Source organism: Aestuariibius insulae, from assembly GCF_040783535.2.
Taxonomy (GTDB): domain Bacteria; phylum Pseudomonadota; class Alphaproteobacteria; order Rhodobacterales; family Rhodobacteraceae; genus Aestuariibius; species Aestuariibius insulae.
Genome location: NZ_JBFONW020000004.1, coordinates 10,813 through 26,281 on the forward strand (window position 1 = coordinate 10,813; position 15,469 = coordinate 26,281).

At 62.7% G+C, this 15,469-nt stretch carries 11 protein-coding genes; 4 read left to right on the forward strand and 7 right to left on the reverse strand.

The genetic code is table 11. The features are described 5' to 3' along the window. Positions 1-252 precede the first annotated feature (252 nt). Positions 253-3,108 (forward strand): Hint domain-containing protein, encoded by a 2,856-nt coding sequence (locus tag AAD018_RS11605; protein WP_367314250.1) that lies wholly within the window; start codon positions 253-255, stop codon positions 3,106-3,108. Between the two features lie 455 nt (positions 3,109-3,563). On the opposite strand, the gene AAD018_RS11610 is transcribed toward AAD018_RS11605, so the two are convergent. Together AAD018_RS11610 and ettA are read right to left on the reverse strand one after the other, a co-directional pair. Then, on the reverse strand, positions 3,564-4,550 hold the full coding sequence (locus AAD018_RS11610; protein WP_367314251.1) for a hypothetical protein: 987 nt from the start codon (positions 4,548-4,550) through the stop codon (positions 3,564-3,566). Next, a complete protein-coding gene (gene ettA, locus AAD018_RS11615; protein WP_367314252.1) occupies positions 4,547-6,202 on the reverse strand; it encodes an energy-dependent translational throttle protein EttA in 1,656 nt (551 codons plus the stop codon). Before ettA ends, AAD018_RS11610 begins: the two co-directional genes overlap by 4 nt. A 279-nt stretch (positions 6,203-6,481) precedes the next feature. Between ettA and AAD018_RS11620 the strand changes: the two genes are divergently transcribed. Both AAD018_RS11620 and AAD018_RS11625 read left to right on the forward strand, forming a co-directional pair. Continuing rightward, a complete protein-coding gene (locus AAD018_RS11620; protein WP_367314253.1) occupies positions 6,482-6,793 on the forward strand; it encodes an arginine transporter in 312 nt (103 codons plus the stop codon). 7 nt (positions 6,794-6,800) lie between these two features. Then, positions 6,801-7,493 (forward strand): NAD-dependent deacylase, encoded by a 693-nt coding sequence (locus tag AAD018_RS11625; RefSeq protein WP_367314254.1) that lies wholly within the window; start codon positions 6,801-6,803, stop codon positions 7,491-7,493. 224 nt (positions 7,494-7,717) lie between these two features. On the opposite strand, the gene rpmB is transcribed toward AAD018_RS11625, so the two are convergent. Further along, positions 7,718-7,999, reverse strand: a complete 282-nt coding sequence (gene rpmB, locus AAD018_RS11630; protein ID WP_367314255.1) for a 50S ribosomal protein L28 — start codon at positions 7,997-7,999, stop codon at positions 7,718-7,720. 104 nt (positions 8,000-8,103) lie between these two features. Next, the gene (gene meaB / locus AAD018_RS11635; protein WP_367314256.1) at positions 8,104-9,096 is read right to left on the reverse strand and encodes a methylmalonyl Co-A mutase-associated GTPase MeaB; all 993 of its coding nucleotides are present in this window, start codon (positions 9,094-9,096) and stop codon (positions 8,104-8,106) included. A 145-nt stretch (positions 9,097-9,241) separates the two neighbouring features. Between meaB and hrpB the strand changes: the two genes are divergently transcribed. After that, a complete protein-coding gene (hrpB, locus tag AAD018_RS11640; RefSeq protein ID WP_367314257.1) occupies positions 9,242-11,611 on the forward strand; it encodes an ATP-dependent helicase HrpB in 2,370 nt (789 codons plus the stop codon). A 56-nt stretch (positions 11,612-11,667) separates the two neighbouring features. Here the strand turns inward: hrpB and gndA are convergent, their stop codons facing one another. The 3 genes from gndA to AAD018_RS11655 form a co-directional block, all read right to left on the reverse strand. Next, entirely contained in the window at positions 11,668-13,065 is a 1,398-nt protein-coding gene (gndA, locus tag AAD018_RS11645; protein ID WP_367314258.1) for an NADP-dependent phosphogluconate dehydrogenase, read from the reverse strand. An 80-nt stretch (positions 13,066-13,145) separates the two neighbouring features. Then, positions 13,146-14,072, reverse strand: coding sequence for an ornithine carbamoyltransferase (gene argF / locus AAD018_RS11650; RefSeq protein WP_367314259.1), 927 nt, complete (start codon positions 14,070-14,072; stop codon positions 13,146-13,148). A gap of 79 nt (positions 14,073-14,151) precedes the next feature. Then, positions 14,152-15,333: an aspartate aminotransferase family protein gene (locus AAD018_RS11655; RefSeq protein ID WP_367314260.1), complete on the reverse strand. Its 1,182-nt coding sequence runs from the start codon at positions 15,331-15,333 to the stop codon at positions 14,152-14,154. Between the last annotated feature and the right edge of the window lie 136 nt (positions 15,334-15,469).

Here is a 15,469-nt window from a genome sequence, read left to right on the forward strand (position 1 = left end):
CAGGGATGCAGCACAGCCGGTGATTGAGCCCGGTTCGATTCGAAAATCGCGGAGCGGGAGGGACTCTTCGCCCCAGAGTTTAGAGATGCCCGATCGACACCCGCGTTAACTGTAAATAACTGATGATATTGACGAAATCGTGTCATGACGCTGCGGAACTTTGCACGTCCAGACGTGCTGAGACCACGTTTCATTGTTAGATCCTGCCCAAACACGCGCATGTCGCGACACGGAATTTTGAGAGGTAATGGTATGGCCGATTTCACTGGCGACAATCAGGATAACGTCATCACAGGAACGACCGGCGACGATACGATCAAGGGCGGTGGCGGCGATGATACGATCACAGCGGGAGACGGCAACGACGTTGTCGATGGCGGCGGTGTCCCGGTGGGTTCGACGCCTCTCGTTCTAGACTGGACCGATGAAGGTGGGGACGGCACGGACCTGTCCGGCGGCTTTACGCAGGATACGGGCGGAATCGACGTCACCGTGTCGTTCCAGAATGACGGAACCGGCGACAATGTTCTTGTCGATACCGGGACGACCTATACCGAGGCCGGTGATCCGTTCGACAGCAATTCTTCTGTCCTTCTCGATGCGAATGGGGGAACGGGAGGATCCTGGACGACCGAGCTGCAGTTCCAGGCCTCTGCCGGATCGGATTTCGCTGACACGGTCGAGAACGTCACGTTCCGGCTGCAGGATATCGATGAGGATCAGTGGGAAGATATTGTCGAGATCCGCGCCTATGATGCAAATGGCGAGCGGATCGAAGTTGATCTGACGGCCGAAGGGTCGGACTTCATCGATGAAGACACCGACACCGTGACGGCCGCATTCGGTCGCGACGGTGTTGCCGATGCTGAAGGTTCGGTTCTGGTCGAGATCCCCGGACCGGTCGGCCGGGTCGAGATCATCTATTCGAATGGATCCTCGGGCGGCCAGCTTATCCAGATTACCGATGTCCATTTCGACGCGGTGGTGAGCGACGATGATTTCATCGATGGCGGAACCGGCAATGATACGCTGTCGGGCGGCTTTGGCGACGACGAGATTCTCGGCGGGATCGGTAACGATGTCATCGATGGCGGTGCGGGCAACGATATCATTCGCGGCGGCAATGATGATGATACGATTACCGGCGGATCCGGAAACGACGACATTCGCGGGGATACCGGGAACGATACGATCGATGGCGGCTCGGGCGATGATATCATTCGCGCGGGTAGCGGCAACGACACGATTTCGGGCGGCGCGGGCGATGACGACCTGCGGGGCGGTAATGACAGCGATACGTTCACCTTCGAGGATGGCTTTGGCGACGATAGCGTGCGCGGCAACGAAGGCGGCACCGATTTCGACACCCTCGACTTCAGCGAGGTTACCTCGCCCGTCGATGTCACCTTTACCGGCAGCGAGAGTGGAACGGCAACCGCGGGCGATGACAGCGTCAACTTCACCACGATCGAGGCGGTAACCGGCACGGCCGGGAACGACACGATTGATGCGGGCGCCTCTTCAGGCGATCAGACGCTGGATGGCGGCGACGGTGAAGACGAGATCACCGGCGGCTCCGGCAATGACACGATCGATGGCGGCGGTCAGGACGACGATCTGTCCGGCGGCGCGGGCGACGATGTCATCGTCGGTGGCGGCGGATCCGACACGATCGACGGCGGCGCGGGTAACGATACAATCACCGGCGACGAGGCTGGCGGCAGTGCCGAGCCGGTTCTGGAAGCCTCGGAAGATTTCGAAGGCGGCGCGACGGGTTGGACCAACAATACCACGGCCGAAGACGGGGACTTTACCGAGTTTCTGGGCCGGGGCGGGGATTCCAACGGCGCCGAAGCGGTCTCGAAGACCTATGACATCGATCCGAATGCCGATTGGGCCATCGTGGAATTCGACTTCTACGAGATCGGCAATTGGGAAACCAGCGACGGGTTCCACATCTATATCGACGGCGAGGAAGTGTTCGTCGGCCGGTTTGCTGAAGGGACGTCGGAAAGCTACGAGGCGACCGCGACCCTGGCCGACGGGCGGATCGTCAACATCTCGATCGGGGGCAATACGCCGTCCGATCAGGGGTTCGAGGGCTTCGATGACGAAATCCATCCGGTCCGGATCGAGGTTCAGGACCCGAATGGATCCGTGCAGATCGGCTTCGGCGGGGATTTCTCCATCGGGATCGAGAACGAGAGCTACGGCATCGATAATGTGAAGGTCTATTCGGCAGGCGATTCCGGCTACGACGATGTGATCACCGGCGGCGCCGGGAATGACACGATCGATGGCGGTGCGGGTGCCGATACGATCGATGGCGGCGATGACGCGGATACGATCACGATCGGCGCGGGCGACGTTATTGATGGCGGCGAAGGCGGGTCGGATTTCGATACGCTGATCATCGAGGATGAAGGCGCGACGGTCGCCTATGATCCGAACAATCCCGAGAACGGGACGATCACCTTCTCGGACGGCAGCGAGGCGACCTTCGTCAATATCGAGAATGTGGTTCTGCCGTGTTTCACTCCCGGTACGATGATCCGGGCCGAGACTGGACCGGTTGCTGTCGAGGATCTTCGGGTTGGTGATCTGGTCGAGACGCTGGATGACGGGTTGCAGCCGATCCGCTGGATCGGGCGCAAGCATGTGAGCGCGGCCGAGCTTGAGGCGCATCCGAACCTGCAGCCGATCCTGATCCGCGAAGGCGCTTTGGGTGCGTCGGCTCCGGATCGGGACATGATGGTCTCGCCCCAGCACCGGGTGCTGATGCGCGATGCGTCGGTGCAGCTGTGGCTGGGCGAGGAAGAAGTTCTGGCGCGGGCTAAGCATCTGACCGCGCGTCCGGGCATCGATCAGGTTGCGGCCGATGGGGTGACCTATATCCACATCATGTTCGACCGCCACCAGGTGGTTCTGTCGGACAATTGCTGGACCGAAAGCTTCCAGCCCGGCGATATGGTCGATCACGAGGCGCATCAGGACATCTTTGAAGAGCTTAAGACGCTCTTCCCTGACCTGCGGTATGCGGATCGCCGCGCGGGCTATGCGTCGGTGCGCAAATCACTCAATAGCCACGAGGCGGCTTTGCTCGTTTAGGATAGTTCGGCCAGCCCCCGTGTGTGGCGGCTGGCCGAGTTTGGTGTGTTGATCTTCTGCCGGTCGATGTCGGTCATACCGGGGCGGCTTTGGCCCGCTTCGTTGGGGCGATGGTGAGCGCCCAGAGGCGGTGATTTGGCAGCGCCAGTTCTGCGGGCGGTCTATGCGGGGAGCTGAGGAGGTCTCCGCTTGTGTGCGGTGTTGCTGGAATAGTCCGGTGAAGCATTGGGTTGTGTCCCGCGCGGTGGATTGGCCGTATTCGTCCGTTAATCAAGATATTGCGCGCGGGCGGGTTGGGCCGGAATGGGTTGGTACGGTGCAGGAAGGTGAGGCTTGGGCCGGGTCAGAGCCGTAGGGCGGGGTTTACCCCGCCGAGCGGTTTGAATTGGGGTTCTGGTGGAGTGGCGGGGTGAACCCCGCCCTACATTTGTTGGGGCCGGGTTTCTTGCATTTTTTTAGTCGAAGTCGATAATGTTATACTTTCCTCTGTGGTCTTCATAGTCTAAATCAGACGCCCTATTTATCCGCGATAGCCTTATGATCTCTTGTCTCTTAAAATCCGAAAGGCTATTGTACCACGGCTCGTTTGCGTATGCATTTTCGATATTTTCAAATGATAGCCTCACAGCTACATTGCCCGCTTCTTCCGAATTTAAGGTGTTGAAGTCATCTAGTGTTTTCTCTATGTCGTGGGCGTAATATTTTCTAATTCCACCCGTGATAAATACTGGCCTTCCTTGTAGGTTCCCTAGAAATAAACCAAGTGAGTTCCAGCTTGTTTTGAGTGGATCCATCTTATAGCTAAATGATCCAAATGGACTATAGTAGGGAGAGTATGCACCACATATGGCAACTGGTAGGGGAGCTTTGAACTCTAGCGAGAAGAAGAAAAAATTTTCCATTTTTGAAGAATGATAAGCTTTAAAGTATGAGGCAATGTTACGCTCCAAGTCGCTAATCCCTGCCATTGTGCCGCGTAACGCTGCAATAGCGCTTTTTCGACCTTGTTCGTGCAAGATTCTTTTTGAGAGCTCACGATAGATAATCTTAGACTTTTTCTTTTTGTAGAGTTCTAGGCAATTAGCTCTTAGGCAGATAAGAAATGCTGACTCTTTGTCGATATCTCCATCACTATTTTCTATTTTCTCAAATATTTTGCTGTCATGGTTGCTGCAAAATCCTGGGAAGGTTGATGCATTTTTTAGCCCAATTCTCTTTGTTTCTTGTGATTTAGAGGGGTGTCGTACTTGAAGTTCTTCTCCAATCTTTAAGACGTGCCCTTTATCCTCAATGGATCTCAGTGGGCCGCGTCTTTGAATGGAATGAGATAAGATTGCTTTGTTTTTGCACCTTACTCCTCGTGCGTCAGTATATAGACACCTCTTTTCAACTTTGTTTGCAGCTGAAATGACTTCTGACATCATTTTTAGCTCTTTGTTCACCTCGCAAACTTCTTAAACTTCACCCTCTTCGGCTGCAGCGAATCCACCCCCAATCGCTTCTTCTTATCCTCCTCATAGGCCTCGAAGTTGCCTTCGAACCACTCTACATGGGCGTCTCCCTCGAAGGCGAGGATGTGTGTGCAGAGGCGGTCGAGGAAGAAGCGGTCGTGGCTGATGATGACGGCGCAACCCGCGAAGTTGGTGAGGGCGTCCTCTAAAGCGCGCAGGGTTTCGACGTCGAGGTCGTTGGTCGGCTCGTCGAGGAGGAGGACGTTACCGCCGGATTTCAGCAGTTTGGCCATGTGGACGCGGTTGCGTTCGCCGCCCGAGAGAGAGCCGACCTTTTTCTGCTGGTCTCCGCCCTTGAAGTTGAAGGCCGAGCAATAGGCGCGGGAGTTCATCTGGGCATCGCCTAGCTGGATGATCTCTCCGCCCGAGCTGATCTCTTCCCAGACGGTGGCGTCTGCGGTGAGCGCGTCGCGGGACTGGTCGACATAGGAGAGCTCCACCGTGTCGCCATAGGTGATGGTGCCCTCGTCGGGCTGCTCCTGCCCGGTGAGCATGCGGAAGAGCGTGGATTTGCCCGCGCCGTTGGGGCCGATGACGCCGACGATGCCGCCGGGGGGCAGGGCGAAGGAGAGATCCTCGATCAGGAGCTTGTCGCCCATGGCTTTTTTAAGGCCCTCGACTTCGATCACCTTGCCGCCGAGGCGGGGGCCGTTGGGGATGATGATCTGCGCGCGGCCGAGTTTCTCGCGCTCGGATTGGTTCGCGAGGTCCTCGTAGGCGTTGATCCGGGCCTTGGATTTGGCTTGCCGGGCCTTGGCGCCCTGGCGCATCCATTCCAGCTCGCGCTCGAGCGTTTTCTGCTTGGACTTATCCTCGCGCGCTTCCTGCTCGAGCCGCTTGGCTTTCTGTTCGAGCCAGGCGGAGTAATTGCCCTCGTAGGGGATGCCTCGGCCGCGGTCGAGTTCGAGGATCCAGCCGGTGATATCGTCGAGGAAATAACGGTCATGGGTGACGACGAGGATGGTGCCCTTGTACTCGATCAGGTGGTTCTGCAGCCAGGCGATGGTTTCGGCGTCGAGGTGATTGGTCGGCTCGTCCAGCAGCAGCATGTCGGGCTGTTCCAGCAGCAGTTTGCAGAGCGCGACGCGGCGCAGTTCGCCGCCCGAGAGGTTGGCGGGCATGGCGTCGTCGGGCGGGCAGCGCAGCGCCTCCATCGCGACGTCGATCTGGGCGTCGAGATCCCAGAGGTTCTGGGCGTCGATCTCGTCCTGGAGCTTGGCCATCTCGTCGGCGGTCTCGTCCGAGTAGTTCATCGCCAGCTCGTTATAGCGGTCGAGGATGTCCTTCTTGGGTTTTACGCCGAGCATGACGTTTTCGCGGACGGTGAGCGCCTCGTCGAGCTGCGGCTCCTGCGGCAGATAGCCGACGGTGGCGCCTTCGGCGGCCCAGGCCTCGCCCGAGAAGTCCTTGTCTTGGCCCGCCATGATCCGCATGAGCGAGGATTTCCCGGTGCCGTTAACGCCGACGACGCCGATCTTCACGCCGGGCAGGAAGTTGAGGCGGATGTTCTCGAACACCTTCTTGCCGCCGGGATAAGTCTTGGAGACGCCGTCCATGAAGTAGACGTATTGATAGGCGGCCATGGCGATGCTCCTGGTCATGGAAATGAAGGTTAGGCGGTTCTAGCTTTGCGGCGGCAGGGCTGCAACGGGGCGATGCGCAGTCTGCGGGCCGGGCGAGATGAGTATTTATGACAAGATGACGGAAGCCGGGTTTCTACGAAGCGGTCTGTTTCTCGGCTGGCCGGTGCAGGATCCCTTTGCCAAATCGGTTGCAAGGCCACATATAGGGAGGCGATATTCTCCTGATCGCGGGAAAACCGGGGCGGGAGGAGCAACAGGCAACTCGAAAGGACCAGAGCAGTGCGGTCTTTCCTTCTTTGTCTCATGTCGGTGCTGGCGCTTCAGGCCTGCGGCGCGCGTGTGAGCGGTACGGTTGGCGAGGCCTGCGCCTCGTCCTCGCGGTCGGCGGCCAATCCGGCCTTATGTTCCTGCGTGCAGGGTGCGGCGGACCGGACGCTCAGCCGCAGCGATCAAAGGCGGGCGGCGGAGTTCTTCTCCGATCCGCAGCAGGCACAGGACACGCGGCAGTCGGACAATCCCAGCGATGAGGCCTTTTGGCTGCGCTACAAGGAGTTCCTCGGAACGGCGGAGCGGCTCTGCTCCGGCGAATGAGCACAGGGTGACCGAGCGGATCGTGATCCTGACTGGAGCGGGTCTTTCCGCCGAAAGCGGGCTGGATACGTTCCGGTCCGCAGGCGGCATCTGGAGCCGGGTCCGGCTGGAGGATGTGGCCACGCCGGAGGCCTTTGAGCGTGATCCGGTCCGCGTTCATGCGTTCTACAATGCGCGCCGGCGGGCGGCGATGGCGGCCGGGCCGAACGTCGCACATGAGGCGCTTGCCCGATTGCAGAGGGACTTTGCAGGATCTGTCACGATCGTGACGCAGAATGTGGACGGGCTTCATGAAGCGGCCGGTGCAAGCGTTTTGCATATGCATGGTCAGCTCGATCAGGCGCTTTGCGCCACCTGCGCGAGCCGTTGGCCCGCACCGCCGGAGATGGCGCCTTCGGATGCCTGTCCGACCTGTGGAGCGCTGGCCACTCGGCCCGACATCGTCTGGTTCGGAGAGATCCCGTACTACATGGACGAGATCGAGACTGCATTGTCCGAGGCGACACTCTTTGCGGCCATCGGAACTGCGGGGCAGGTCTATCCGGCAGCCGGGTTCGTGGATGCGGCACGATCGGTCGGTGCCCGCACGGTCGAGCTGACGCTCGAGCGGTCCGATATCAGTGCTCGGTTCGATGAAATCGATCACCGCCCTGCGACCGAGGCCGTTCCGGCATGGGTCGCACGTCTTCTCGGAGGGTAGGCTGTTCTCATCTTGCCAGAAATACCTCCGCCGGAGGCATCCAAGATCACCACTCTGCGTATCGGAAAATAAGAGGCAGCGCCCGAGCCATGGTGCCCACGCGCTGACGGCGCGCGCCGTTTTTGCGACGGCGGCAGAGCCGCCCGAGCGGAAACGGGCTTCTGCAAAAAAGAAAAAGGCGTCCCGGACGGGACGCCGATCGAAGCCGATGGGTCAGCCGAAGATCAGGCTTGTGCCTTCGCGATCTCTTTCTTGACCTTGAGGGCACCGGGAGACAGTTCAGCCTCTTTCGCGCGGGCCATGAAGCCGTCGAGGCCGCCGCGGTGATCGACGGTGCGCAGGGCTGCGTTCGAGATCCGGAACCGGAAGCTTCGGCCCAGAATGTCGGATTGAAGGGTCACGTCCTGCAGGTTCGGCAGGAAGCGGCGTTTGGTCTTGTTATTGGCGTGGCTGACATTGTTGCCAGTCATCGGCCCTTTTCCGGTCAGTTCGCAACGGCGCGACATGTCATCATCCTCAAGGCTGTGGGACGGTCGCACGGCCGGGACGGCATCAGGGGGCGACCTGTCTGAATTCAGTCCCGGGCGATTAAGACCATTTGCGTCTCCCGTCAAGCGTCCTTTGCCCTTTGGGACTGCAATGGGGCAAGGGCCTCGGTCGCTGCCGCTGCGGGAGCGATCCGGCCCTCTGCCACGGCCTTTTCGAGTTCCGCAAGGCGCTTGCGCAACGCCGCATCCTCGGTCAGCCGGCGCATCAGCCCATGCCTGACGTCTTCGCGGAACCAGAACCGGGCCTGATCGGCGCGCTTCCTCTCCCAGATCCCTCGGGATCTGCGCCAGTCGGCAAGCATCGTCATCTCGTCCCAGGCCTGCTCCAGCCCGTCCGCTTCGATCGAGGAGATGGTCAGCGCCTTTGGAAAGCCGTCCGGATCCTGCGGCCGTTTGCGCAGGAGGCGAAGCGCGCCAGCGTAATCCGCGCAGGTCCGTACCGCCTGGGACTTCAGATCGCCGTCAGCTTTGTTGACGAGGATTATATCCGCCATCTCCATGATCCCGCGTTTGACGCCTTGCAGCTCATCCCCGCCTGCGGGGGCTAGAAGAAGCACGAAGAGATCGGCCATTTCGGCCACCATGGTTTCGGACTGGCCGACGCCGACCGTCTCGATCAGGACGACATCAAATCCGGCCGCTTCGCACAAGGCCACCGCCTCGCGCGTGCGCCGGGCCACCCCGCCCAGCTCGGTTTGCGACGGAGAGGGGCGGATGAAGGCCAAGGGCTCGCGGCTCAGGCGTTCCATCCGGGTCTTGTCGCCGAGGATCGACCCGCCCGACCGCGCCGAGGAGGGATCGACGGCAAGGACAGCGACCCGTTTGCCAAGCGCGGTCAGCATCAATCCGAAGGCTTCGATGAAGGTGGACTTTCCGACACCGGGTGTTCCCGAAAGGCCGATTCGCAGCGCCTGCCGGTCCCGCCCGAGAGCGTCGAGCAGCCGCACCGCATCGGTCCGGTGATCGGCGCGCGCGCTTTCAATCAAGGTGATCGCGCGCGCCAGCGCGCGCCTGTCGGCCGCGCGGATGCGGTCTGCAAGCTCGTCGATCTTCATCCGGAGTTTGTGGAACCCTCTGTGCGCCATGTCCAGCCGCAGCGTGGTCTGGTCCTGCAGGACGCCTCCGGCGGGAGTATTTCTGGCCAGATGAAGAGGCGCGCTTCGCGTTGCGCCGGAGCGCTGCGCGCCCGATAAGGTGGGAATGCACCTGCCGATCGACGATATCCTACCCGACCTCGTGGAGGCGATCCGATCGGCCGGGCGGGCCGTTTTGCAGGCGCCGCCCGGGGCGGGCAAGACGACGCGCGTGCCGCTGGCACTGCTGGATGTGGCACCGGGCAAGATTGTCATGCTGGAGCCGCGCCGGCTTGCGGCCCGTGCCGCTGCCGAGCGGCTAGCGGAGCAATTGGGGGAGCGGCCCGGCCAGACCGTGGGCTACCGGATGCGGGGCGCGACCAAGCCGGGGCGCCGGATCGAGGTCGTGACCGAAGGGATCCTGACGCGGATGATCCAGTCCGATCCCGAACTGGCCGGGATCGGCGCGGTGATCTTCGATGAGTTTCACGAGCGGTCCTTGCAGGCGGATCTAGGGCTGGCCCTTTGCCTGGAGATCCGCGAGGCGTTGCGGCCCGATCTGATGCTTCTGGTCATGTCCGCTACGCTCGATGCCGCGCCGGTTGCGGCGCTGATGGGGGCTGCACCGGTTCTGACAAGCGAGGGCCGCAGCTTTCCGGTGGAGGAGATCTGGCTGGATCGTCCGGTGCCGAAGGGCCGCCGGTTCGAGCTGGCCTGCGCCGATCTGATCGAGCGCGCGGCGCGGGAGCAGGAGGGTAGTCTGCTTGCCTTTCTGCCCGGCGCACCGGAGATCCGCCGCACCCAGACGGCTTTGGGGGGACGGCTGCCCGGCTTCGACATTCTCCCGCTTCACGGAGCGCTGCCGTTCGCGGCGCAGCGGGCCGCCATCGCGACCGGGACGCGCCGCAAGGTCGTGCTGTCGACCTCGATTGCCGAGACGTCGCTGACAATCGAGGATATTCGCGTCGTCGTGGATGCGGGGCGCGCGCGGCGGGCGCGGTTCGATCCCGGCTCAGGTATGTCGCGCCTTGTGACCGAGCGGGTGACCCGGGCCGAGGCCACACAGCGGGCGGGCCGTGCGGGCCGGGTCGCGCCGGGGGCGGCCTACAGGCTTTGGACGAGGGGCGAGGATGGGGCGCTGGCAGCCGCGCCCCCGCCCGAGATTGCCTCTGCGGATCTGACGGATCTGGTGCTGGAGCTGGCGCTGTGGGGGAGCGGCGATCTGCCGTTTCTGACGCCTCCGCCCGAGGCGGCGTTGGAGCGGGCGCGGGACTTGCTGGAGCGGCTCGGAGCATTGGACGGCTCTGGGATCACGGCCCATGGCCGGGCGCTGGCGGGTCTGCCGCTTCATGCGCGGCTGGGGCATATGCTGCTGAGGGCGGGTTCGGAGGCTGCGCCGCTGGCCGCGCTGCTGTCGGATCGGGATCCGCTGCGAGGCGCGGGGAGCGATTTGGCCAAACGGATGGCCGCCCTGCCGCGCGATCCGGCGTTTGCCGGGATCCGAAAGGAGGCCGCCCGGCTGGCCAAGCTTGCCCCTGCGCGCGGGGACCTGAGCCTCGGCGAGCAGGCGGCGCTGGCCTATCCCGACCGGGTCGCGCTGCGCAGGCCGGGGGACGCCCCGCGCTATCTGTTGTCAGGCGGCAAGGGCGCTGTGCTTGGCCCCGAAGATTCATTGGCGGGGCAGCGGCTTCTGGTCGCCTGCGATCTGGATGGGGATGCGACAGAGGCGCGGATCCGCCTTGCCGCTTCGATTTCGCAGAGCGCCTTGCGGGATCTCTATGGGCCGCAGATCGCATGGCATGAGACGTGTTCTTGGTCCCGCCGGGAGAGGCAGGTGATCGCACGGCGGCAAGAACGGTTCGGGGCGATCGTGCTCGAGGATCGCATCTGGCCCGATGCGCCACCCGAAGCTATGGCAGGCGCCATGCTGGAGGGGGTGCGGGAGTTGGGTCTGCGTCTTTCGCCGGCGGCGACGCGGCTTAGGGCGCGGGTGGAGATGGTGCGTCAAAGTGGAGCGGATCTGCCCGTGATGGATGACAGCGCGCTGATGGAGGGGCTGGACGTGTGGCTGCTGCCGCATCTTGCCGGGGTTCGAACGGCGGAAGATTGGCGGCGCTTTGATCTGTTGCCAGCGCTTGAGGCGATGCTGGATTGGTCGGCGCGCCAGGTTCTGGACAAGGCGGCTCCACCGAAGATGCGGACACCGACGGGCCGGGAGGTGGCTGTGGACTATGGAGGCGAACGGCCTTCGGTGGCTGTGAAGCTGCAGGAGATGTTCGGAACGGCGGTTCATCCCAGCGTGGCGGGCCGACCGCTAGAGGTGACGTTGTTGTCGCCTGCCGGGCGTCCGCTTCAGGTGACGTCGGATCTGCCGGGGTTCTGGGCCGGGGCCTATGCGGATGTGCGCAAGGATATGCGCGGGCGGTATCCGAAGCATCCCTGGCCGGAAGACCCGGTGGAGGCAGAGCCGACGCGGCGGGCCAAACCCCGGCGGTAGGACCGGGGGCCAGCCCCCGGACCCCCGGGAGTACTTTTGGCCAGATGAAGGAGGGTTCAGTCCCACCAGGGTCCGTGCTGATCGGTATTGCCGTTCAGGTCCACGAAGCCATGGCGGCCGAAGAAATCCCGCTGGGCCTGGATCAGATCGGCGGTGCCGCGCGACTGGCGGAAGCCGTCGAACCAGGAGAGGGCGGCGGAGAAGGCGGGGATCGGATGGCCCGCTCCGGTGGCGGCGCAGACGAGGGTGCGCATTGCATCCGTGCCGTTCGTGAGAAGATCGGTGAAGGAGGGGGCGAAGAGGAGGCGGCCATGGGGCAGGTCATCGCTGCGGAACGCCTCCGAGATGTCGTCGAGCAGGGCGGAGCGGATGATGCAACCTGCGCGCCAGATTTCGGCGATGCGGGCGTGATCGAGGTCCCAGCCGTTTTCTTCGGAGGCGATTTTGAGAATGTCGAAGCCTTGCGCATAGGCGATGATGCGGGCGGCGAGGAAGGCCTTTTCATAGGTTGCCAGATCTAGATCGATGGCATCGCGCATGGCGCCGAAGGTGGCCTCGCCCGTTTGCCGTTCTTCCTTGAGGGCGGAGAGGACCCGGCCTCCGACGGCCGCTTCGATGGCCGAAGCGTGGCTGCCGAGCTTGATCGCCTCGATGACGGTCCAGCGGCCTGTCCCCTTTTGGCCGGCGCTGTCGAGGATGCGGTCGACCGCCGGGCCGCCTTTCCAGTCGTAGGCGAGGATCTTGCCGGTGATCTCGATCAGAAAGGAGGCGAGGCGCCCGTCGTTCCAGGACGTGAACTGCTCGCCGATGGCGGCAGGCGACATGCCGCCGCCATAGCGCATGAGGCCGTAGATCTCGGCGATGAGCTCCATATCCGCGTATTCGATGCCGTTATGAACGGTCTTGACGAAATGGCCTGCCCCGTCCGGGCCAAGATGGGCGGCGCAGGGCGTGCCCTCGTAATCGGCGGCGATCGCCTCGATCACCGGGCGCATGCCCTCCCACGCATCGGGGGTACCGCCGACCATGATGGAGGGGCCGTGCCGGGCGCCGTCCTCTCCGCCCGAGACGCCCATGCCGATGAAGCTGAGGCCCTTCTCTTCGAGCTCTTTGGTGCGGCGGATCGTGTCAGTGTAATCTGTGTTGCCCGCGTCGATGATCGTGTCGCCTTTGTCCAGATGCGGGATCATATCCGCGATAACGTCGTCGATGGCGGAGGCTGGAACCATGGCGATGATGGCGCGGGGGGCGCTCATGCCTTTGATCATCGCGGTGAGGTCGTCATAGGTCGTCAGCTTTTCACCGAGATCCCCGGATTCGCGGGCGAAGTCCCGCGCCACCTGATCGGTTCGGTTGGAGACCGCTAGCGGGAAGCCGTTGTCCAAGATGTTCAGCGCCAGCGCCGATCCCATCGTGCCGAGGCCATAAAGACCGAGATGAGCCATATCCGTCATGCGAGGCGTCCTTCTTATTCAGGTGACACGAAGGGTAGGGCGGCGGGGGCGGTCAACCAGCCGGTGACGTTCGGGCAGCGTCAGACCCCAAGGCACCAGCGCATAACAGCCTTTTGCGCATGCAGCCGGTTCTCTGCCTCGTCGAAGATCACCGATTGCGGACCGTCCATGACGGCGCTGGTGACTTCCTCTTCGCGGTGGGCGGGCAGGCAATGCATGAAGAGGGCGTCCGGTTTGGCCTTTGCCATCAGCTCTTCGTTGACCTGATAGGGGCGGAGCATGTTGTGCCGCCGCTCGCGCGCCGATTGGGCGTCGTGCATGGAGACCCAGGTATCGGCGAAGATTAGATCCGCGCCCTCGACCGCCTTGGCCGCATCCCGTTCGATGCTGAAGCTTTGCCCCGCTGTGCGCACAAGGCCTTGCCAGTCCTCTTCGGGATCGAGTTGCTTGGGTCCGGTAAAGACGACGTCGTAGCCGAATTGCGCCGCGCCGTGCATGACGCTGGCGCAGACATTGTTACCGTCGCCGCACCAGACGATCTTTTTGCCGGTGATCGGTCCACGATGTTCCTCATAGGTCATTACATCGGCCATGACCTGACAGGGATGTGTCCGGTCGGTGAGCCCGTTGATCACGGGCACATCGGCGAATTCGGCCATTTCGGTCAGCACGCTTTCGTCGAAGGTCCGGATCATGATCAGATCGACATAGCGGCTGAGCACGCGGGCGGTGTCGGCGATGGTCTCTCCATGGCCGAGCTGCATGTCCGAGCCGGAGAGGACCATCGTCTCTCCGCCCATCTGGCGGGTGCCGACATCAAAGCTGACGCGGGTTCGGGTGGAGGGTTTTTCGAAGATTAGCGCGACCATCCGGCCCTCGAGCGGCTGATCGTCGTCAAGCGCGCCGCGGGGGCGGCCTTCGCGCGCTGTCTTCATCTCGCGGGCATGGTCGATCATGTGCCGCAGATCGGAGGGGGCGGTTTTGTGGATGTCGAGGAAATGGTTCATGTCGGTCCTGGATCTTGGCGGCAGGACCGGGGGTTTTGCACCCCCGGACCCCCGCAGGATATTTGGAAGGCAAAGAGGATCAGGCGGCTGCCGCGATCACGGCGCTGGCGGCGCGGTCCAGCCGGGCGACCGCTTCGGTCATCTCGGCCTCTTCGATGTTGAGCGCGGGAAGGATCCGCAGGACGTTGTCCGCGGCGGGCACGATGAGCAGATCCTCGTCATAGGCTCGGGCGAGGACGTCCGTGTTAGGAACGCGGCATTTCAGGCCGAGCATAAGGCCCGAGCCACGGACCTCTTCGAAGATGCCCGGGTGGGCCGCGATCAGCCCTTCGAGGGCTTGCCGCAGGTGGCCCGACTTGCGGCGGACGTCCTCGAGGAAGGCGGGATCGGCGATGATCTCCATGATCTTGAGACCCACGGCGCAGGCAAGTGGGTTGCCTCCGTAGGTCGAGCCGTGGGTGCCGGCGGTCATGCCGGAGGCGGCGTTTTCGGTGGCGAGCACCGCGCCGAGCGGGAAGCCCCCGCCGATGCCCTTGGCGACCATCATAATATCGGGTGTGATCCCGGCCCATTCGTGGGCGAAGAGACGCCCGGTGCGCCCGACGCCGCATTGCACCTCGTCGAGGATCAGGAGGACGCCGTGCTGATAGCACAGATCGCGCAGGCCCTTGAGGCATTGGTCGGGCAAGGGGCGGATGCCGCCTTCGCCCTGCACGGGTTCGATCAGGACGGCGCCGATATCGGGCTCCTTGATGGCCGCCTCAAGAGCGTCGTGATCGCCCCAGGGAAGATGGGTGAAGCCGGGCAAGAGCGGGCCGAAGCCGTGGGTCATCTTCTCGGATCCGGCGGCGGCGATGCCTGCCGATGAGCGGCCGTGGAAGGAGCCTTCGAAGGCTAGGATCCGCATGCGGTCCTCGCCTTTTTCGAACCAGTATTTGCGGGCCATCTTGACGGCCAGCTCGCAGGCTTCGGTGCCGGAATTGGTGAAGAAGACCGTGTCGGCGAAGGTCTCTTCGACCAGCCGGTCGGCCAGCGCCTGTTGCTGCGGGATCTGGTAGAGGTTCGAGACATGCCAAAGCTTGCCCGCCTGTTCGGTCAGCGCTTCGGTTAGGGCGGGATGCGCATGGCCCAGCGCATTCACCGCGATCCCCGCGCCCATATCCAGAAAGCGTCGCCCGTCTGCCATGACCAGCCAGGAGCCTTGCCCGTGATCGACGCTCATTGGCGTGCGGTTATAGGTCGGCAGCAGGGACGGGATCATGGGAGCATATCCTTTAGCAAAAGAAGCCCTTTGGTGCCGGAGCGGCGGGCTTGGGTCAACGATTTTGAAGAAGGTGAGAAACGGGCAGGCAAACGGGGAGGCTGGATCAGCCTCGACGTCGGATGCGGAAGATGCC